At 42.9% G+C, this 22,066-nt stretch carries 14 protein-coding genes; 4 read left to right on the top strand and 10 right to left on the bottom strand.

The features are described 5' to 3' along the window. The first annotated feature begins 99 nt into the window (after positions 1-99). From J4N25_RS00355 to J4N25_RS00345, 3 genes are all read left to right on the top strand, one after another. Positions 100-1,125 carry a UbiA family prenyltransferase gene (locus J4N25_RS00355; protein ID WP_207420129.1) on the top strand — a complete coding sequence of 342 codons (1,026 nt, stop codon included), beginning with the start codon at positions 100-102 and terminating at the stop codon, positions 1,123-1,125. Positions 1,126-1,206: 81 nt separating this feature from the next. Then, positions 1,207-1,623: a GtrA family protein gene (locus J4N25_RS00350; RefSeq protein ID WP_207420128.1), complete on the top strand. Its 417-nt coding sequence runs from the start codon at positions 1,207-1,209 to the stop codon at positions 1,621-1,623. Positions 1,624-1,920: 297 nt separating this feature from the next. Continuing rightward, a complete protein-coding gene (locus tag J4N25_RS00345) occupies positions 1,921-2,340 on the top strand; it encodes a response regulator (RefSeq protein WP_207420127.1) in 420 nt (139 codons plus the stop codon). 14 nt (positions 2,341-2,354) lie between these two features. On the opposite strand, the gene J4N25_RS00340 is transcribed toward J4N25_RS00345, so the two are convergent. Both J4N25_RS00340 and J4N25_RS00335 read right to left on the bottom strand, forming a co-directional pair. Further along, the gene (locus J4N25_RS00340) at positions 2,355-3,818 is read right to left on the bottom strand and encodes a PAS domain-containing sensor histidine kinase (RefSeq protein WP_207420126.1); all 1,464 of its coding nucleotides are present in this window, start codon (positions 3,816-3,818) and stop codon (positions 2,355-2,357) included. 104 nt (positions 3,819-3,922) lie between these two features. Beyond that, entirely contained in the window at positions 3,923-4,300 is a 378-nt protein-coding gene (locus J4N25_RS00335; RefSeq protein WP_207420125.1) for a BLUF domain-containing protein, read from the bottom strand. Between the two features lie 221 nt (positions 4,301-4,521). On the opposite strand from J4N25_RS00335, the gene J4N25_RS00330 reads away from it, so the two are divergent. Further along, entirely contained in the window at positions 4,522-4,920 is a 399-nt protein-coding gene (locus tag J4N25_RS00330) for a response regulator (RefSeq protein WP_207420124.1), read from the top strand. Between the two features lie 30 nt (positions 4,921-4,950). On the opposite strand, the gene J4N25_RS00325 is transcribed toward J4N25_RS00330, so the two are convergent. The 8 genes from J4N25_RS00325 to J4N25_RS00290 form a co-directional block, all read right to left on the bottom strand. Next, complete coding sequence (locus J4N25_RS00325) at positions 4,951-7,188, bottom strand: glycoside hydrolase family 3 N-terminal domain-containing protein (protein WP_207420123.1); 2,238 nt, start codon at positions 7,186-7,188, stop codon at positions 4,951-4,953. A 1-nt stretch (position 7,189) separates the two neighbouring features. Then, a complete protein-coding gene (locus tag J4N25_RS00320) occupies positions 7,190-8,602 on the bottom strand; it encodes a hypothetical protein (RefSeq protein ID WP_207420122.1) in 1,413 nt (470 codons plus the stop codon). Positions 8,603-8,612: 10 nt separating this feature from the next. After that, the gene (locus tag J4N25_RS00315; protein ID WP_207420121.1) at positions 8,613-10,472 is read right to left on the bottom strand and encodes a glycoside hydrolase family 2 protein; all 1,860 of its coding nucleotides are present in this window, start codon (positions 10,470-10,472) and stop codon (positions 8,613-8,615) included. A gap of 54 nt (positions 10,473-10,526) precedes the next feature. Continuing rightward, the gene (locus J4N25_RS00310) at positions 10,527-12,266 is read right to left on the bottom strand and encodes a RagB/SusD family nutrient uptake outer membrane protein (RefSeq protein ID WP_207420120.1); all 1,740 of its coding nucleotides are present in this window, start codon (positions 12,264-12,266) and stop codon (positions 10,527-10,529) included. Positions 12,267-12,277: 11 nt separating this feature from the next. Further along, positions 12,278-15,334: a SusC/RagA family TonB-linked outer membrane protein gene (locus tag J4N25_RS00305; protein WP_207420119.1), complete on the bottom strand. Its 3,057-nt coding sequence runs from the start codon at positions 15,332-15,334 to the stop codon at positions 12,278-12,280. A 24-nt stretch (positions 15,335-15,358) separates the two neighbouring features. Further along, positions 15,359-17,041, bottom strand: coding sequence for a RagB/SusD family nutrient uptake outer membrane protein (locus tag J4N25_RS00300; protein ID WP_207420118.1), 1,683 nt, complete (start codon positions 17,039-17,041; stop codon positions 15,359-15,361). A 4-nt stretch (positions 17,042-17,045) separates the two neighbouring features. Further along, positions 17,046-20,159: a SusC/RagA family TonB-linked outer membrane protein gene (locus tag J4N25_RS00295; RefSeq protein WP_207420117.1), complete on the bottom strand. Its 3,114-nt coding sequence runs from the start codon at positions 20,157-20,159 to the stop codon at positions 17,046-17,048. Positions 20,160-20,475: 316 nt separating this feature from the next. Continuing rightward, the gene (locus J4N25_RS00290) at positions 20,476-22,014 is read right to left on the bottom strand and encodes a glycoside hydrolase family 5 protein (RefSeq protein WP_207420116.1); all 1,539 of its coding nucleotides are present in this window, start codon (positions 22,012-22,014) and stop codon (positions 20,476-20,478) included. Positions 22,015-22,066: the final 52 nt, after the last annotated feature.

Raw genomic sequence — 22,066 nt, 5'->3', positions numbered from 1 at the left:
CCTATGAAAATACACAGACCAGCACCTACAAGCCGGGAGCCACCAAATGCGCGCACCCCAAAGAATCAGAATCTACTATTAACTACCTAACTAAGAAAAATGAAAACAACTCCTCTAGCTGTTCCGCATCCTGGAATTGAATCCCCTACCCGACCTGCAGGGTTTAAAGAATACGTTACCATTGCACGTCCCGATCATTGGTTTAAAAACATCTTCATGCTGCCAGGCATGTTGTTTGCCTACATGGTTTACAATACACCAATAGATGGGGCATTTCTACTTAAAGCAATTACAGGAATTGCCTGTACTTGTTTGATTGCCTCTGCCAACTACGTGATCAACGAATATCTCGACGCAGAATTTGACCGTCATCATCCAATTAAGAAAAACAGGACAGCTGTACAAACAGTACTTAATCCTGTGTATGTAATGGCACAATGGCTTTTACTGGCGGGTGCAGGTTTAACACTTTCTTATTTTATCAACATTCCTTTCTTGCTTCTGGAAGCATTCCTTTTGTTTATGGGAATTATGTATAACGTGAGACCCTTCAGAACTAAGGAAAGAGTTTACCTCGACGTACTTTCAGAATCGGTAAACAATCCGATACGACTAGCCCTTGGTTGGTTCATTTTTATTCCTGCCACTTTACTTCCTCAACAATTTTCAGATCCGGCATGGCTTGTTATCCCTCCTAGCAGTATTATTCTTGCTTATTGGATGGGAGGAGCATTTTTGATGGCGACTAAACGTTTCGCTGAGTATCGCTTCATCAATGACCCGGAACAGGCAGGTTTGTACCGGAAGTCGTTTAAGTATTATACTGAGAATAGCTTGCTTATTTCGATGTTCTTTTATGCACTTACCGCTGCCTTCTTCCTGGGAGTATTCCTAATTAAACACCGTATTGAATTGCTGATAAGCTTTCCATTTATTGCCTTGCTCTTTGCCTGGTACCTTAAATTAGGTCTAAACCGTAATTCGGTGGTCCAAGGCCCTGAGAAGCTGCACAAGGAAAGAAAATTCATGCTGTACGTTGCGTTTGTAACCATCCTTGTGATGTTACTGATCTACGTAGATATGCCGGCCTTACACTGGTTCCTGAAGCAATCCTTTCAATACTAGAATTTGCCAAAGTATTCCCGGAGCAAATGCCGGGAATACTCTTTATATTCTATAAATATCAAAAAAAGAACAAAACGTGCTATGAATAAAACGAGCATTTTAAGTCTAAAAGAATTATCAAGACATGAAATCACACGCTTTTTAATAGTGGGTGTTTTCTCTTTTCTTATTGAATTCTGTATTTTCTCCCTATTAGTTGATGTTCTGGGAGTGCCCTATACCACAGCAAACTATCCAGCTATGGGCGTTGCCATCATTGCTAATTACTACCTTACCCGCAAGCATGTATTCGTTTCATCCCGGTATAGTCAGAACTATACTTTTATTCTTTTTTCAGTTTTCACACTAATGGGTGCCCTGCTCAACCAATTTCTTTTATGGTTCTTTGTAGAACAAATAATGGTAAACATAAAAGCAAGTAAGTTTCTTGCTGTGGGTTTGACAGCTGTATTCAACTTCCTCACCAAGAAGTATTTTGTATTTACAAAAGCAGATTAAGTACTATTACAAAAATGAGTTTAAGCTCAGATAGGCATCGGGCAACCTCTTTCCTTTCCTGGTTAACTATAGCGGAACCCTATTCTCGCCATTTTTATTTTTACGCTATACCTTCATGTATATATAGCACCTAACCTTGTCCTATAGCTATCCATAGGGTAGCTTAACATTTGAGTGTAATATCTAATAGAATTATAAACCTTTTTGAAATTAATACCGTACAAGAACCACTGATTAATTAAAACCTCTCCTGGTTTATTGTATTTCAAGCTTTAAAAAGACGCTTAAACAATAAAATTGGATTTACACTTAGAAAATATGCACCAGGTTATACTTATTGATGACGATCCAACCCATCACTACTTAGCAGAAGCGCTGATAAAACATCACAAAGTGTTGGAGGATTACCGTAGTTATATTGATCCTAAGGCCGCTTTAATTGACCTGGTTGATGCTTATTATACTACTGGTCAACTGCCCGATATTATTTTACTTGATTTAAATATGCCCGGTGTAAGTGGATGGGAATTTCTTGAGATGTTTGAAAACCTGAGAGCACTGATCAACAAGGATATTAAAGTTTTTATAGTTACTTCTTCTATTGATCCAAATGATAAGGCAAAGTCTCAGTTCTATTCGGCAGTAAAAGGTTTTTATTCGAAGCCGCTTTCTTCAGAAATACTAAAAGCTGTAGCTAGTAGCAGCAGCGAAAAATAGTAAGGTTTGGTCTTCTAAATCTCTTTATAGGGAATCGTTACAATTAGGCTGCACCCCTTACCTGGCTTTGAATCGAAAATTATTTCTCCCTTTAAAAGATGAACGCGGTTGTATATATAATTTAAACCAAAGCTTTTCCGTTTCGTGATGAGATCGGTTTCCTTTACTCCAATACCATTGTCTGATATCCTAAAAAATATATCTTCTTGCCGGCGTTCTATCATTGCATCAACCCGCGTTGCTTTGCTGTGTTTAACAATATTATTGACAATCTCCTGTATGATCCGGAATACAGCGATCTCTGTCATTTGGTTAATTCTCTTCTTGAGACCGGTGATATGCACATAATATTTAATGTTCGATTCGGGTAACTTAGAATCAAAAAGGTCTTTTAATGCTATCTCCAAGCCATAGTCCTGCAAAATTGGTGGCATAAGCTCGTGGGAGATAGAACGAACTAACTGAATCGCGCTATCAAGTAATTTTTCGGCTTCCCTGGCTTTTCCCCTGATTTGAAACTTTGTTGCCGTTAATAGCTGACCAAACTCATTGTGTAAGGTTTCTGCTATACGCCTCCTTTCCTCTTCCTGGGTTTCCATTACCGCATTTAGGATCGCGTTTTGCTTTTCTTCTTCGGCCTGCCGCAGCTTTGCTTCTGCTTCTTTCCGTTCTGAGATGTCAATATCAACTCCTAGCATTTTTATCTTTTCGCCAAACTCATTGCTGTAAGGCACCGCTTTGATATGAAGGCATTTCTTTCGCTCAGCAGTTTGAATTACAATATGCTCATCGATGGGAACAAATTTGTTCGTTATTTTGTCAATCAGGTTCTCGGCTTTGAGCTTATCCTTTTCTGTTACAAAATCAAGATATAGTTGGGGTGAAACCTCGGTTCCGGGAGTGATCCCAAAAAGAACATACATGCCTTTTGACCATAGGGTTGTTCTACTGCTCAGGTCGTATTCCCAGCTACCAATTGAGGCAACCTGCTCTGACTGCTCGAGAATAGCGAGATTCTTTGCATTCGCAGCTTCAGCTTCCTTACGTTCTAAAGTATCATCAATACCTTTTTCCTTCTCCGTAATATCCTTAACTACCCCAAAAAATTTAATTGCATTGCCTCCTTTGTCGGAGATTACCTTCCCGTGTGATTCAACGGTTCTCCAGGATCCATCTTTTCGCTTTATCCTGCGGGTGTAAAAATAAGGATCCTTATCAATCGCTGCTCTTTCCAGTATCCTCCTTATTATCATGGCATCATCAGGGTTAGAACGCCCATCTATCCAATCGAGGCTTGGAACAAAAGAATTATAGTCCTCCCCGAAAATCTTATACATACCTTCAGAGAAATAAATTGTATTAGTATGAAGATCCACCTCATAAATTCCGACCCCTGAAACCGCATCTATCAGATGCAGTAAGCTTTCGAGCTCGCGGCTTGACCGGGTTTGCGAATGAAAGTGAGTTTTATCGTTCATTTTAAGAAACTAGATACCCCTTAAACAAGGGAAAAAGAATTTGGTAAGCGAATCTTGAAAAAAACAAATGGGCAAGAGCAAGGCATTTTAATCTAACGGAATTACTACCCAAGGAGAATCTGCATTAGTCGCTGACTCCTTTCACCGTCCAAATTCACCGTATTCTTTGCTTGCTCAATGTTCAAATCAAGCTGATCATATCCCATTGCCCAATCTTGAAAATACCGCTCTTCAACATAGCCATCCTTCAATTTCTGAACAAACATATGACGTCTGTCCAATCTAATATTCATATATAATTGATCAATCGCGCCTTTAGATCCTTCAATCAGCTGAACATACATTTCATCCAACATCAACAAAGTTCCTGTTACATTGTGTCGCTTATTCGTTTTTACACTGCTGTCCAATAGTTTATTGGTCTCTTTAACATCCAAGGCACGGCTTGGTATGCTGGAATAGATTAGAAAATAGTAATTCATCTTTTTTGTGTGTGTGGGGGGGGGTATTAAAAAAACTTACGGTACTTTCTACTGAAGTCCTATACATATCGTATAAGTAGAAACTCTAACGCTGAAAAAACCAACTAATTTCAGAGGATTTAAACTATTATCAATTCGGGTAAAAACACCTTTTAAAACGGGTATTTCACGTCTTTAATATGGTTTTCAATTTGTTCACCTTTGCAATAGAATCTAGCAATATGAAAAACAATAACCGCCTTCTCCTGATTGAGGATGACAAAGATCTCCGTGAGATCTTACTGGAAACGTTAAGAGATGATAATTGGGAGGTAAAAGCAATAGAGGGCACCAGGGACGTGATTTCGGATGTTCAGGAATTTCAGCCCAGCCTTGTAGTGGTGGATTACATTTTGCCTACAATAAACGGGGGGGAGTTATGCCACCAGGTAAAACAAAATCCGTTAACAAGTGAAATCCCGGTTATTATGCTTTCAGCTTATCCGAGGGTCCTGAATTCATTGGGTAACTATGGTTGGGATATGTTCATAGAGAAACCATTTGATCTTTGGTTCCTGCTGGATAAGATAAATCAATATTCCGGAGCTAAAGCTTCATATTTCCAGGGGATGAAGGTTTAGTTCCACCCCCTGGAAATATGATTTATGAGGCTATTTAAGCTCTAGCTTTTGGATAAACTTTATATCGTCAGAAGAGGCACCAACCATCAACTTAAAGTTTCCGGGTTCGGCAGTCCATTGTAAAATGCTATTATAAAAGGCCAGCTTTTCTCTGTTGATATTAAAGTGGATCTCTTTTGATTCTCCGGGCTTTAACGCTACCTTGATGAAATCCTTCAGTTCTTTCAGAGGGCGGGCTACGGAAGCTATTTCGTCCTGAATGTATAGTTGCGCCACCTCTTCTCCAGCTACATTTCCAGTGTTGGATATGGTAAAGCTTAATTCTGCCGACTCTGTTGACCTAATAGTAGTTTTGCTGATCTTTGGATTGGAATAAGAGAACGTAGTATAGCTTAATCCAAAACCAAAACCGTACTGAGGACTATTGGGAGAATCAATATAAGCCGATTTGTATTTAATATCTTTAGGATTTTTTACCGGCCGCCCAGTATTATACATACTGTAACTGATTGGTATTTGTCCCACCGAACGGGGAAAGGAAATGGGCAGTTTTCCGGCAGGATTGTATTCTCCTGTGAGTACATTAGCCAAAGCGTTACCCGCCTCTGCTCCCAGCCACCAGGCGTACACGATGGCCGATGCCTTTTCTGTGATCTTTGGAAAGATCAACGGTCGGCCCGCCATTAATACCACAACTACTGGTTTACCCGTGGCCTGAACGGCTTCGAAAAGCTCCTCTTGTTTTCCGGGAAGATGTATATCAGTGCGCGATTTTGCTTCTCCACTCATATCATAGCTTTCTCCTAATGCCATTACCACTACATCAGCTTGCTTTGCGGCCGCTATCGCCTCTGCAAAACCGGCTTGGCCATTATCTGTAATATCGCAGCCTTTGGCATGGATGATCTGTGAGGATGGATTGATCTTACTCCGAAGTCCTTCGTAAACCGAGGTTACCAGACTGGTGTCTGAAAGAGGGATCCAACTGCCTTCAAGGTCTCTTTTTGATTTTCCGAGTGGGCCAATAAGGGCGATTGTTTTTACAGCTCCGGAAAGAGGCAATACTTGTTTTTCATTCTTCAGGAGCACAATTGATTTTTGAGCAACATCCCTTGCAACCAATTTATGTTGGGGGTCATTCAAAACCTTCTGCTCTCTGCCAGCGTTTGAAAAACGATAGGGATCATCGAATAGGCCCAGCTCGAACTTCTTGTAAAGGATCCTCCTTACGGCATCATCAATTAGTTTAATATCTACCTTCTTTTCTTTCACAAGAGTTGCAAGATTCTTCTTGTAGGCCTCTGCTTCCATATCCATATCACTCCCGGCAATGATGGCTTTAAAGGCAGCATCTTTCTCATCCTTTGCGTACCCCCAGGGTACCATCTCGCCGATAGAACCCCAATCGCTCACTACAAAACCCTTATACCCCCACTTTCCTTTGAGAATATCACGTTGAAGATAAGAATTACCTGTTGCCGGAATTCCATTCAATGTATTGAAAGAGTTCATAAAAGTGGCTACACCAGCATCTGCTGCTGCTTTAAAAGGCGGAAGATATGCCTCCCAAAGTAATTGATTACTCATGTCAACAGCATTATAGTCGCGACCGGCAATTGCCGCACCGTAGCCCGCAAAGTGTTTTGCACAAGCCATTACTGCATCTGTTCCGCCTAGTTTTTCACCCTGGAAGCCAAGCACACGGGCACGTGCTATGAGGCTACCGAGATAGGTGTCTTCGCCAGCTCCTTCCATCAATCTGCCCCACCTTGCATCGCGGCCAACGTCGACCATCGGTGCGAACGTCCAATGTAAGCCTACCGCAGCGGCTTCTTTTGCCGCAATATGGGCCGAAGTGCGAATCGCTTCCAGGTCCCATGACGCTGCCTCAGCCAAAGGAATTGGAAAGACAGTTTTATAGCCGTGGATCACATCCATGCTGAATAGCAAAGGAATCTTTAGTCGCGATTGCAGGGCAACGGCCTGGATCTCCCGGGTATCCTTCACTCCGTGCACATTGAGCATGGATCCTACCCTGCCGGCCTTAATATCGTTTAATAGGTAAGTTTGCCTGCTAGTGACAGGGCCTGTTACCTCCCTGCCAGAGTACTGATTCAACTGACCCACCTTTTCTTCGATGGTCATTAATTTTAAAAGGGAATCTACCCGTTGGTTAATCGTTTTTTTCTGTCCAAATGCAGGAAAGCAGGAGAAGCCTAGTGCTACCAGATATATAAGCAGCCTTCTTTGGTAAATACTCAATTTCATTCTAATTATGCTTATCAAACCATTCGGTCAATGGGTACATTTGTGTGTTCAGTTCTTTCGATTTCTGAATCAAGGGTGTGTATTCCTGATAATCATTATTCACAATTCCCTTGTTCGCGTTGGTATTGGAGGGCTCAGCGTTCTTTTGAGTGGGATCATTGTCAAGGTATTTAAACCAGTGCCAGCCAATGCAACTTTTCGATTCAATCAGGCCGAGGACAAAGTTTTGATAGAAGAGTCCGCGGTCTTCCTGAGTTTTTACAATCCAACCAGCTCCTGCAGTGTTCCCTAAACCAGAGTCCTCCCCTTTGACATACCACTCGGTGATAATGCAAGGTTTCCCTGACCACTCTTCCCATTTCTTCATCTCGGAAATATTGGGCGTCCAGTGATTATAGTAATTGACAGAAACCGCATCAGCATATCTTCCAACCGCTCGTTGCAGTCCTGCAATATTGCGTTGCCCACCATAGAAACGACATCCGAGGTAAAGGTGATTGGGGTCGTATTTGCGGATAGCCTTTGAAACTATAGAGAAATAACGGTCGGCGGCATATTCCAGAAATTCTGATCGAACCTCGTCATTGATCTGCTCTTTACGGATTCCCTTTTTTTCGAGCCAAGTGCTAGCGGCAAGGTATCCAGGATCAGTCTGATCTTTCAAAGTAAGATATCCCTCAAGGTTTTTCAGGCTTAAAGGCAGTTCGTTATCCGAAAAATATCCGAAAAGATTTTTGTCGTCTTTGTTCTGAATAAGGCGTTTTGCATATTCATTGCAAAAATCCTCAAATGCGGGATCGAATAAAAAGATCACGTTATTAGGGTAGCCTTTATGGCCTGGCACTTGAAATGTTCCTCCTCTTTTATCACCGTAAGCACTCATGAAATCGAGGTTAATGGTGTACGCCAAAGGCTTTTTGCTTTGGATGGCTGATTTTCTTATGGCCTCGACATTTGACCATGCACCAGCCCCGTTAAACCCGTTGCTTAGCAGAAGCCGAAGTGTCTCTTTCATCCAGTTTCCAGGCGTACCGAAATTATCTTTCAAGGCCTTCTGATTCCTCTCTGATTTTCCCATATTCACCGCATTTAGGGCATTGTGTAAATAATAATACCCTTCAGGATCGATAGCCCACCAACGGCCATCGATCTTTTTCACCTGAAAGAATCCGGTTGCTTTTGTTCTATGATCCAGCCACCCTCCGTACTTACTAAGACGCTGTGGTTTGAAGTTGTAGCCATTAAGCGTGCTTAAACTTCGTGTGGAGTACTGTTTGTAAGCCGTAAAATCATTACTGCCATCAGCATGGTTAATGCCCTTTCTTGCAGCTACCTTAAGCTTAAAATCAGTGCTATCTTGTGCTGAAGCCTGTAGTAACAGGGCTAGAACAGCTGCTGTTAAGATTGTCCTCATTGATTAAGGCTTATTTAACTGCGCTTAAACTTCTACTCTGACTACTATATTTTTCTGCCATTTGAGTATAGAAAGACTGTAAGACGAAGAATGCCTTCTTCTTCTCGCCGGTTTCGGAAAGAAGTCCTTTGCGATTCCAGAAATTTTGATAGACAGGGTGTTGTCTTCTCGGAGATTTGAAATCTGTAAGGATCCATGGTGTCATTCCTCGCAAACCATCAATGGTTTTAAGCATTGTGATTTGATTTTTGTATAAGGCTTCCTGATATTCTTCAGACCAACGTGTGTCTTCATCCGCGTGAAAACCAGCAAGCGCATCTCCTCCAAATTCCGTGATCACCACAGGCTTGTTGTACTTAATATTGAAGTGATATTTAGTGATCTCTTTTGGTGTGCCTCCCCAGTACCAGCCAGCGTACTCATTGAAGCTTACCAAATCAAGCTTCTCGCCCAGTACATCGTTTACAATTACCTCTGTACCATTACGGTGCACTTCAAGGGCAGCTGCTACCAAACGTGTATTATCCTGAGAACGGGCAAAAGCTGCCAGGTTACCCATAAATTGGTGGCGTGGTTCGCTCAATGGTGTTTCGTTTCCTATAGACCAGACAATAACGCTGGCGCGATTCTTATCCCGGTGGATCAGGTCGCCCATCTGCTTTTCAGCATTAGCGTAAGTATCGGAATTCTTCCATGAGATAGTCCAATAAACCGGAACCTCAGCCCAAACAAGCAGTCCCATTTCATCTGCCAAACGTACCATGTCTTCACTGTGAGGATAATGAGCTAAACGAACGTAATTGCAGTTCAATTCTTTTGCCCATTGCAGCATCATACGCATATCACCCTCAGAACGCAGACGACCCGACAAAAGAGGATTCTCATCGTGAATGGAAATGCCCCGAAGAAAGATTGATTTTCCGTTTAACAGGATGTCTTTTCCCCGTGTTTCAATAGTTCTGAAGCCAACCCGGTCTTTCAAATTCTCAGAGCCCGACGAGATAGTAATGTTATATAGTTTAGGGTTCTCGGGAGACCAATAACTTATTTTTTTCACAGGAATGCTGAGAGAAATCTTCCCTGCAGTGTCTGTTTTAGCTGAGGTGTTTATGCCAAGCTCAGGGATTTTAATGCTAACGGATTGTGACTTTGCAGCACCTGCCAGTATCACTGATGCTTCTATAATATCTTCGTTCTGCATTGCCAGCTGGACTTTATAATCAGCAATATAAGTTTGAGGCAACTCTGCAAGGAAAACATCACGTGTTATTCCTCCGTAATTCCACCAGTCGGTATTTATCGTCGGAATTTCATCCTGCCTGCGGGTATTGTCAGCCTTCACAACAAGCGAATTATTTCCTTCTTGCAGAAGTTTGGTAACTTCAAACTGAAAGGGTGTAAATCCCCCTTTATGAATACCCAGCTTTTTGCCGTTAAGGTAAACATGGGCTTCGTAGTTTACAGCACCAAAATAAATGAAATACTTTTTATCTTTTTTAGGTGAAGCTGAAAATTTTCGACGATACCAAACTGTGCCCTCGTACATTTCCAGTTTCTCCACCTGGGAATTCCAGTCGCCCGGAACATTCAGGGTCGGTGAAAAATCAAAATCGTATTCTACAAGTTCTGATTTATCTTTCGGCTTTTTGTCGTCGTAGAAACCACCCTTGCCAGATGATGTCTGATCAAATGCCTCTCTCCTGTAATCATAGAAGCCATTTTCGTACGGATCGACTATATAGTTCCAGCGGCCATTAAGGCTCTGGATCTGTCTGGCTTTAATATTCTGAATAAGCGAACCCTGAGCAAGTGCAAGGTGCCCGGTAAGTGTAAATGCAAGCAGCAATAAAAAAAAACTTTTAATTTTCATAATAAGAGTATTTCAGCGATATAAGTGTGTTGTTTATTGAATGTGCTTATAGTATTAATAGCCTTTATTTTGAATTAAGGCGGGCTGCCTGTTAATGTCTGTCAGGGAGAATGGGAAGCGATAATTCTTTTCTTCAAAGACACGTGTTTCAATTGGGAAACGTTGATAATTGAAGGTATTGTTAGCGTTCTTAGTAATGCGCATACCTGTAACTGGCTTATTCAGGTACTTTTCGCCCTCCTTCCACCTACGAACATCATAAAACCTGTGTCCTTCAAAACAAAGCTCCACCCGGCGTTCATTCTTTATCCGTTCACGCATTGCATCCTTCGACAGACCTATTGGTATGGGAGGCATCGCAATCCCTGTACGTGCCCGCACCTGATTAATTGCCGCACGGGCCGTAAGCGGAAAAGCTTTCGCATCGGAAGCTGTTGGTAAAGCATCTGGTCCTGCCAATTCGTTTACAGCTTCAGCATAATTTAAGAGAATTTCGGCGTAGCGAAACAAGATCCATGGGCGACGGGCATTACTTGCTGGAGTGACATTATAATTCACTGCCGATTGCATAAACTTACGCAGGTAGTAGCCAGACCTTGTGTAATTCACCCCACCATTCAAACCATCCTTCCCGCCAACAAAGGTTTCTACCAAAGGTGTTCCTTTCCAGCTAGACCCATTAATAATAACACTCAGAGCTAGTCGGGGATCGCGGTTCAAGGTGAGGTTTTGATCTGTATATCCTGAAGCAGGGTCTGAAATTGCGTAGCTGTTATTGCCAACTTTCACCTCGAATGCATCTACCATTTCCTGAGTGGGGTTGGTACGGCCTTTTCCTCCGTTGTAGCTTACGGGTGCATTATTAGCTTCGATGTCGTTACGGTTGTCGACCCTGGTACCAAAGATATATTCCGGATTGTAGACCTGGGTGAAGACCTGGCTATAGTTGCTATGGATCCTGTGCGAATTTGCTCCTGCCGCATCAAGGATAAAGTCGCGAGTAGCCTGCGCAGCAGCCTGCCACTTTTCCTGGGAATTATTCTCATTGTTTAGAGGACTTGCAGCATATAATAGTGTTCGGGACTTAAGGGCCTGAGCAGCAGCTTTGGTTGCCCGGCCGCGGAAAGCAGCATCCCAGGTACCGTGCCACAAAGGAAGACGTGTAGCTGCCGAATCGCAATCCATTACGATCTGTCGTACCACTTCATCATACTCGTTTTTAGGAACATTAGGATCCTCGGAGGCCTCAAAAGAACGGTTGAGTACAGGGACTCCACCGTAGCGTTTCAAGAGTTCAAAGTGATAGAATGCTCTTAAAAAATAAGCTTGTCCTTTGAGTCGCTCAATAGTACGGCCGTAACTGTTCTCGTTAAGTTCCTCGGTAGCCTCCTCCTTCACCGGAACGATGGCCTTTGCTCTTTCAATATTTTCCAAAAACACATTGGTTTTACGAATTCCTTCATACATATCAGCATACACATCGTTGAAGGTGCGCCCTGGTCCCCAAGAGCCGTTATTGATCCAATTAACCGAAGAGTTTGGATTCGAGTTAACGGCTTCATCAGATGCTGAAGCCAATAATGCTCCATCTCCATCAAGGTTATATTCATCCGGAAGGTGTGAATAAGCACTATTCAGGAAATTCCGCGGCCAGTCGCGATGATTCCAAAACTGCTCTTCGGTTACCTCATTGCCACCTGTGTCCTTTCCGTCGTTCAGGAAATCTGATTTCTCACAGCCTGCTATCAGGAATGGGAAAAGTAGTATGGCGAGTTTTAAATTTCTTGTTTTCATATTCCTTGGATTTAGAAAGTTAGGTTAAGGCCAGCTGAAAATGTCCGCACGTAAGGATAAGAGGCATTATACCCTGAAGTAGGCATTTCGGGATCTATGTTTAATTTATTCAAAGAGCTAAAGGTTAACAAATTGAATCCGGTAAGATAGAATCTTAGCGCACGGATGCGATTGTTTCGTAAAATACTTTCCGCTGGGAAACTATAACCAAGCTCTGCTACTTTCAGGCGCATATAATCACCCGAGCGAAGCCAGAAGTCGGACGCCTGAGTATTATTAGATCTGTTAGCGATAGAAAGCCTTGGGTAAATAGCAGTTTCTGCAGTTTCCGCCGTCCATCTCTGTGCGGAGAACTGGTTGATATAGCCATTATTATTAGTGCCGCTATTTACAATGTTAGCTATAGAAACGGTGCGTCCTTCAACGCCCTGGAAATTTGCAGAGAGATCAAATCCTTTGAACTTAAGGGAGAGTCCGAAACCGTAGTAAGAACGGGGCATATCGGCATAATCAGAAGCGACCATATCGTTGGCATCTATCCTGTTATCGCCGTTCATATCTTTATACCGGATATCTCCAATTCTTGCGCCTCCACCAAAAGTATGGGAAGGTGCGTTGTCGATCTCTTCCTGTGTGCGGAAAAGTCCGTCGGATACCAGGAACATACGCTGATAGTCTACATCATTTTCGCGATTGAACAGTGCTAAACGCCCTACATTACGACCAATTTCGCTCTGGTAAGCAGGTAATCCCGGAGCTTCGTTCAATGCAAGGATCTTGCTTTTCACCCTGGTAAAGTTTCCATTTAATGCAAACGTTACTTTATTAACAGTTCTGACATAGCTTGCTGCTGTTTCAAAACCTTTATAATTTGCTTCTCCCTTGTTTACCTGAATGCGACCAATTCCAAGGACCCGAGGTGATAAGTCGTTAGTCAGCAGGTCTTCTCTGTCTTCATTAAAGTAATCAAAAGAGATATTTAGGGTTTGTTTAAGAAGACGCGCATCTAAACCAATACTGGATTTCTTAGCCTTTTCCCAGGTAAGAAAAGGATTACTTAAACTGATCTCGGCGGCACCATTTGCATTACTATAGCCTGTTCCAAAATTATAGCCAGTACCTGTGCGATTATAGAAGTCATTGAAAGCTCCTCTCCTGACACCCATATCGTCGCTTCCCACAATACCATATGAGCCGCGAAACTTGAGGTAGTTCAGTACAGAAGAAACAGGTTTGAAGAAACTTTCATCTGAAACGATCCAGCCAGCTGAGACTGCAGGAAAGAAACCAAACCTCCGGCCTGGAGCGTATCTTTCAGATCCGGTATAAGCAGCAACGAAATCAGCAAAATAACGTGATTTGTAAACATACGACAAGCGATTGGATATGCCCTCATGACGTGTCTCAAGTACATTGGGAGCAGCCTGAACCGTGCGATGAAGTCTGGTCGAGAAATTAACGCCGTGCTTGCCAAAGGTGTTGTCATAGTCAAATCCAAACCAGAACTCGTTATTACGGAGATTACCTCCGAAGGTGTTATCCCGGTATTCTATCGGGCCATTCTCTGCGGTACCAATCCTCTGGTATGTACCATCTGTGGCCTGACTAAAGATCTCGTAGGTTTGTCTTATTCCATACTGGTAGGTTCCTATAATGTCGTAGCTGTAAAGAATATTAGCCGACAGGCCAGGCAGGAAGTTAAGTTTCTGCTTAGCGCTGATAGTAGCGAGCAGGGTTCTTGACTGGTCGTTAATATTACCACTGCTTTGGAGCATTGCCAGGGGGGTATTCCTGAATAGATCTGATCCACCGTAGGAACCATCGGCATTGGTTAATGGAAAGGCATTTGGAGGAAGGGTATTGATAGTCTCCATAAAGGTTTGAACACCTGAAGATGGATATCTTATCACTTCTGAGCGACCTCCAAAATCGATCGTAGCGTCGAGAGTTTTAGTGATGTGTAGATCCAGGTTGGTCCTAAAGTTATACTTCTGGTAATTTGCATTTGTTTTGTACTTATCTGTACGGGCATTATCAAACAAACCATTCTGATTCATGTGATTAAGCAATACGTAGTACCTGGCAAAAGCATTCCCTCCGCTTACTGTTGCAACGTATCGCTGCACACTGGACGCATCCTTCAGAAACATACTACTGTAATTGTTATTTGGATAGCGCAGAGGGTCTGAGCCGGTGGCATAGGCATCTAGTTGCGTACTTGTATATAAAGGTGCGTTTCCATCATTAGCCAGCGCCTGGTTATATAAGGACGCATAGGTATAAGAATCAAGTGTTTTTGATGTGTATACCGGCGTTTGCACACCTCCCTGCGCATCAAATGTGAAACGGGTTGCAGAAGGATTACCACGTTTGGTTGTTACATAAATAATACCATTAGCTCCGCGCATTCCGTACCAGGAAATGGAGGCAGCATCCTTTAATACGCTGATGCTTTCTACCTCGTTCACATCCATATTATCAAAACTCCGTTCAATCCCGTCAACCAGGATAAGAGGAGGCTGATTACTGTTATAAGATGAGCGACCGCGAATAGTGAAGGATGCATCATCAATACCAGGGCGAGAACCCATCTGCTGCACATACAGTCCCGGCAATCTTCCAGCCAAAGTATTTGGTAACGACGATAAAGGAAGCTTTGGAAGGTCGGAACCTGCAACTGTGCTTATAGAGGCGGAAACATATCTTTTTTTGCGAACCCCAAAAGGGATAAAGACATTGTCATCGTCGCCGGCATCTATTAAAGCTTGCTGTAGGGTAACACGTAGATCTTTACCATCCAGCACACGACGCTCTGCGGTGATGTATCCGGTTTTTTTAAGGATGATAACATCTGTATTAAGGGCGCTAATCTCAAAACTTCCGTCGGTCGACGTTACTGTGTTTGTTTTCTTTTCCTGGATAAGAATGTTTACTCCTTCCAATGGTTTTCCATCCGCATCTGCTACCTTACCTGACACACTGATAGGTTTGGCAGCATTCTGAGCTTTGCTGCTGAAGCTGTAAAAGAAGCTGCACAGCAGGATATAGATTATAACTTTGAATTTCATTGTACTGCGTTTAAGAATTCCTGATTACCATCCCGGATTCTGAATCAACTTCCCGTTACTTTTATAGACCTCATTTCGTGGGAAGGGATATAAGTCCATATAACTCTCGTGCCTTTTCTGGTAACTTTCAGGAAGCGTGATACATGTATAAGTAAATCTGCCGTTACTGTTCCTTGTTACCCTGACGGCTCGCATAGGTTGGGTAATTACATCGGCTGCTCTCCACCGGAGCAAATCATACCATCGAATGTCTTCGAAGGCCAACTCAACTGCCCGTTCGTTACGTATGCGCTGTCTCATCTCCTCTTTAGTGAGACTTGCAGGCAGTTCAGGCATTCCTGCACGATCTCTTATCTGCTTTATAGCCTGGTAAACGCTCGCGTCTGGAGCATCCAATGCTTCATTTTGCGCTTCCGCATAATTAAGCAGTACTTCACCATATCTGAAAAATATATAGTTGATAAAAGCCTGGTTAGTAGCGTTAGCCTTGTAAGCTTCAGGCCAGAACTTGCGGCAGTAATAGCCGGTAACAGTATGCTTTACGCTACCTTCTACAAAGTCAGACTCGGTTGGGTGCTGAGACCACATATCTATCCTCCATCCTTGCCATGGGCGGTCATTATACAAGATATTAGCATAGAACCTGGGATCGCGGCCAGCATATGGGTTTTGTGCTGAGTATCCTGATGCAGGATTTGAGATAGGTAAACCAGTTGCCTGCATCTCATACAGATCCACATGGTTTTGAGAAGGATTTAAGGTGCCTTGAGCTCCCCCTGAGCGGGGCGACATAACGAAATCTACTAACATTCCCTCACGGCTTCTCGCATTGCGCGGTTTGATCATGATATACTCGTCAGATCTTGCATAATTAAGCAACTGATTATAGTCTGTTCCTGTGAGTGTATAAGGAACAGTCCTTTCATTATTCAGATCAACCATCAAACGGCGCGCGGCAGCAGCAGCAGCAGACCATTTAGCCCGGTCATTCTCAGGGTTATGTAAAGGACTTGCGGCTAATAACAGTAATCGTGCGCGTAGTGCATAAGCAGCCCCTTTGGTTGCCCGTCCGTACTCAGAATCCTGATACTCAAGAGGAAGGTTTGCATCTGCAATATCAAGGTCTGAAAGAATAAAAGCTACACATTCATCGAAAGTACTTTTTGGCTTGCTAATATCAGCATTAGGGTCGGCCTCAGCTTTTGTTTCGAAGATCACACCTCCAAAGCGCTTCACTAGCTCAGAGTAATAAAATGCCCTTAGGAAATGCATTTGCCCACGGTACTCCTTTCTCAGATCCCGGCCGCTAGTAGGAAAAGGAATCTGATCTAAATGTTCCAGAACTTGATTTACTATCCGGATGCCCTTGTATGAATCAACATAGACAGTAAGGATGTCATTAGTGACACCACTATAGGCGTGAGCCTGATAGTCGCCAGAGTTAATGGTACGAACCGCCACATCATTATTTGCAGAGACAGCTTCATCTGAAAATTGACCGGAAATGCCTCTATGGACGTTAAGCCTGGCATAGTCGTCAATAAGAAAATTATAGGCATTATCTGCAAACTGTGCGGCAAGTGTAGGATTGGCAAAGACAGCACTTTCCGGAAGCGCTACTTCGGGTGCACGATCAAGGTAGTTATCGTTACAGGATGTTAAGGCAAGCGCAAGCGCGAAGGCTGCGTATGTATATAACCTTTTCATATAATCAAAATTGAAGGTTAACCCCTACGTTGTAAATTCGGGATGATGGATAAATTGATTGTCTGGAGAACTCGGTATTGTAGGTATTAATCTGCTCGGGATCAAGATACATTTTGAATTTAGTCCAGGTGTGCAGGTTTTGCCCGTTAACAAACAGTCTCGCAGAACTTAGTTTAACAGGTTGTATCCACCTCTTAGGCAGCGTCCAGGCAAACTCTACGTTCCTTAGTTTTAAATAGGAGGCGTTCTGAAGAATGAAATCATTTAGCTGGTAATTGTAATAGCCATTACCACGGAAATGTAATGCGGGCCATGTTGCTGTGGCTTTGGTAGCTTCCGTCCAACGGTTCAGCTGATGCTCATACATCTGAAAACCGTTATTCTGCTCAGTCAGAATTACATCTGAACTTACATTTGCAACGCCCTGGAACATTACCGACAGCGACAAACCTTTCCAGGATACATTTGGAGTTATGCTGTAATTATACTCAGGGACATTAGAATATCCGATAGGTACACGGTCTTCCTGATCGATTTTATTATCCGCATTCATATCGCGATATCTTAAATCTCCCGGAATCGGCCTTACTCCCCCGATAGGCGTTATTTTGGTCATATATTCATTCACCTCCTGAACACTATTGAAAAATCCCTCGGTGATGTAGCCACGATATTGGTTAATGCGCTGACCAGTGTTCTTAAGGTTGTCTGGAGTATTGGAAGGGTCATCAGCATACTCGTATCTATTTCTGGCGAAAGATAGCTGAGAGCTGATACCGTAACCCAAATTTCCAGAGCGATCATTAAAGCTTAGTTCAACTTCATATCCTTTGTTATAAACTTTATTGATATTGATAGCCGGATAATCTTCTCCGAATGTAAGGATACCGCTTCCTTGAGATGAGCTTCTCTGGAAAAGTATTCCGGACCTGGTTTCGTCGAAAATATCGGCTGTTAAGGAAACCCTGTTTCTCCAAAAACGCCCTTCAAAACCAAAGTTACGTTTAGTACCGGTCTCCCACTCTACCCCTGGATTTCCAAGTTGAGCCAGGTTAACAGTGCGGGTGGAGGTAATTTGACCAGGGTAGCCGAAACCAATACCACCTGCAGTAGTTTCATAACGGGTAAGAAACAGGAAGCGGTTATTGCCAATGTTATCATTCCCAACCTTACCGTAGGATCCTCTGAACTTTAGGTAATCAACCCATTTTTGATCTTTAAAGAAATCCTCCTTTGATATAGTCCAACCTGCAGAATAAGCCGGGAAGAAACCATATTTTTTGGAACCGGCGAACTGCTCTGAACCATTATAGCCAAGGTTAAACTCCAGATAATATTTCTCTGCATAATTATAGGTTGTCCTTGACACTATACCCTGCATCGCAAAGGGTGCTGCATCGGTAGCCCCATCGCGGTCGGTCCTGTTCAACTGCCTTACCCCCTGTAGCATACTACCGACATTGTGCCTGCCGAAGCTATGTGAGTAATTGAAACCCAGTTGGATATTAGTATTTACGTTACCACTGAAATCAGCAAGTAGTGAGCCAGGAGGCTCATCGTTTATACGAGTGCCATTAGAGTTAAGCGAGATCTGGCCGTTTTGCCGGTTATAGAGATATTCTGCCCAGGTAGCATTGCGTCGCGTTGTTCCGTTGAAATAAGAATCATAAGAAAATAACCCTTTGAACGCCAATCCGGGTAACAACTTATCCAGTTTGTAATTCAGGTTAAATACACTTTCGATAGCATTATTTTCGTCTTCACGATATCCCCAACGAGTTAATACCGCCAGCGGGTTCCACACATTTGTACCTACGTCGGTATTACCTGCAATAAGGCCTCCCGGCAATTCAGGAGCATAAGCAAATGACGGTGTTTGTAATATGCGGGAGATGATGCCCTGAAGGTGGTCGTAACTAAAGGTACCACTGGATGCCCGTTGCCCGGCAGGTTGATACCGCTTACCTAAGCGGCCTCCCAACCTTACTCCAACCGTAAGGTCTTTAGTGAAATTAAAGTCGACATTGGATCGAAAGTTATACCTGTTGTAAGAAGGAGCTGTTTTGTAACCGTAAGGCGATTTAAGATCGCGAAAAATACCATCTTCAAAAAGATATCCTACTGAAGCAAAATACTTTATAAGACTTGTACCTCCACTTACGTTCAGGTTATGCTGTGTCTGAGGATAATATTTCCTTGTAACATAATCAAACCAGTTAACATCAGGGTAGGCATAAGGATCTGAGCCATCCTGAAACTTGGCTAGTTCCACATCGGTCCAGCGTGGCGCTTGCCCATCATTGGCCATTGCCTCGTTCATCAAACGGGCATTATCATAGGAGTTAAGTTGCTTAGGTATAGCGGTATACGTTTGAATACTTACATTAGAACTATAAGAAATCTTTGGAGGGCCAGCCTTACCTGCTTTGGTGGTTACAATAACCACTCCATTTGCTCCTCTGATACCATAAAGCGCTGTAGCTGATGCGTCCTTTAGTGTAGATATCGACTCGATCTCATTGGGATCAATGTCGCCAAATGAAGACCTTTCTACCCCGTCGACAAAAATCAGTGCAGAGGAGTTAGACGGAGTGGCTACCCCTCTGATCCTGATATCTGCAGCATTTAATCCCGGCTGCCCATTCCGTTGAATAACGGTTACGCCCGGTAAGCGACCAGCAAGACTATTAGTGACGTTAGATGTTGGTGACTTTAGTATTTCCTCGCCTTTAACAGTAGAGATAGCAGCAGTTAAGCTGGATTTTTTCTGTGTACCGTAAGCCACAACTACAACCTCCTGAAGGTCTTTACTTGTAGTTTGAAGGGCAACATTAATAGTACTCTTTCCGGCTACTGGCATCTCGCGCGTTTCGAATCCAACGAAGCTAAATACAAGAACAGCATTTGCGTTGGGAACACTGATACTATACTTCCCATTAATATCACTTGCTGTGCTGGTGTTACTGCCTTTTACTTTAATGCTTACTGCAGGTAAAGTTTCACCCTTAGTGTCTGTTACAAGTCCGGTTACTCTGAGCGTTTGAGCAAAGGTAGTTCCGGCCACAGAACTGAAGATCAAAATGAGTAGAGTAATGGATCTCTTGTAAAAAAATTCCATGTTAATAATTGATTAGACCTTAAAAAAATTCAGTTTTTAATGCTTAGGAAATTTCTTAAGACGTGACCTGTGCGACATAGTGACGTCTGATTCCTTCTGGTGTGATCGGTTGAAATTTGTTCATACTTCGTTCATATTGGTTGGACAAATATGTACTGCAACCGGGGGAAACAGGGGTGCCTGGATTCCCAAAATAGGGGTAAAAACGTCCTGATGATTGTTCCGGGGCTTTTTTCATCTGAATACTGGTATAGTTCTATCCAAAAAGGCGTCTGTTTCAGACGCCTTCCTCAAACCATATCTTGTTATTTAATTCTTATTGAACAGTGTAGTTGAATTTTTCCCAGCCCCCAATACTGGAAGAAGTTGTAGTCATTACCGAGGTTCCATTTGCGGAAGTAACGAACTTCTGGTTGTTGCCCATCAAGGCCATCTGATTACCTCCAAGATAAACCACCCAGAATTCTTCCGTTGCACCTACTGAAGTACGGTTGCAATTCATCCCTGTAGTAGCGCCATTCTCCGAAGAGGTGTAGAAACCGGAGCTTTTAAGTGCTACTTTGCCGTTTCCCCGGTCTTCAATAAGGAACTCTTCAGAATTGCCTATTGTCGTTGAATTGCACCACATCGGTGCACTTCCACTTTTGCCGTCTACAAACTTTGAGTTATTTCCAAGCAGAATTACTGTTTTGCCAAGTAAAGATTCGGCCATCATATGCGGAACGATAAAATTCACGAAATTATAAGAGCTTCCTGATCCGGAAATAAGTGAGAACCACCCTCTGTCATCCCAAACAGTGGGAGCCATATCATGAGAAAGCATGGTTGTACGCATAGTGCGGTAATACTCCCTTACCTGCCATGAATCTCTCTGGGATACTGTTGCACTTACTCTCCCCGCACCAAATTCTCCATAATTTACCGGGATACCTAAAGCACCTGCATGGCTGGCGGTAGTATTAATGTCATTAATGAAAGCTTGTCTGCCTGGATAGTTGGAATTACTTCCCTCCTGCCCGCAAAAGTTCCATGGATCATAGGAATGAACGTGAGCAGCTAAATAGAGATCGTTACCTGCGCCTGGAAGACCGGCTTTGGCAGGATAAACATCGTCCAGCTGCCCATCATTTGCCTGTCCATTCGGCGAAATCATAATCACTCTTGTAGCATTATTCCCTCCGGTTGCCCGGATTGCATCGTAACCCACTTTATTGATCTGTCGTGTTAGATTTATAGCTGTACTATTGGTAGGTAAAGTTGATGTTCCCCATTGCCCGAACTTACCTTCAGGTTCATTGAGCACCTCAAACATCAACTTGTCTGACTTATTTTTGAAGTAATTCGCAATGCCCGTCCATAAAGTTGTAAACTTTGTATTATAATTTGAAGAGCCATCGTAACTGTCTTTAAGCCAATGTTCGTGATGAGCATTGATCACTACATACATCCCCTTGCCGAGTGCATAATCCACTACTGAATTTAATTGAGCCAACCGCGTGTGATTGGTATTAAGATTTCCGTTGGCATCAGCTAGCCTGCTGGTAAATTCATCCATCCAGGTTATAGGAATACGCATATGCCTCATGCCGGCATTATAATAAAGGTCGATTATAGGCTTAATGTTATTGGGATCAGTAGAATGGCTTGGTTTATCAAAAGTGTTCCCAAGATTAAACCCTGTTCCCATATTATCTATAGCAGTGAGCGCCGTTATAGCGGAGACTTTACTACCGCTTGAGTTCTTCGAAGAATCAGTTAAATCTTCTGGGATCGCTGTCTGTGGCTTTTTACAGGATAAGCTAACAGCCGCAAGAATAGCGGCAGCTACAACAGCTGCGAGGTTGTTTTTTCTCATGAAATTTAGTTTATATGGTTAATTATTTAGTTTGAGCAATGCTTTTGATCTT

It is taken from the genome of Desertivirga brevis (genome assembly GCF_017355835.1).
This window is presented reverse-complemented; position numbering and strand designations above follow the sequence as displayed.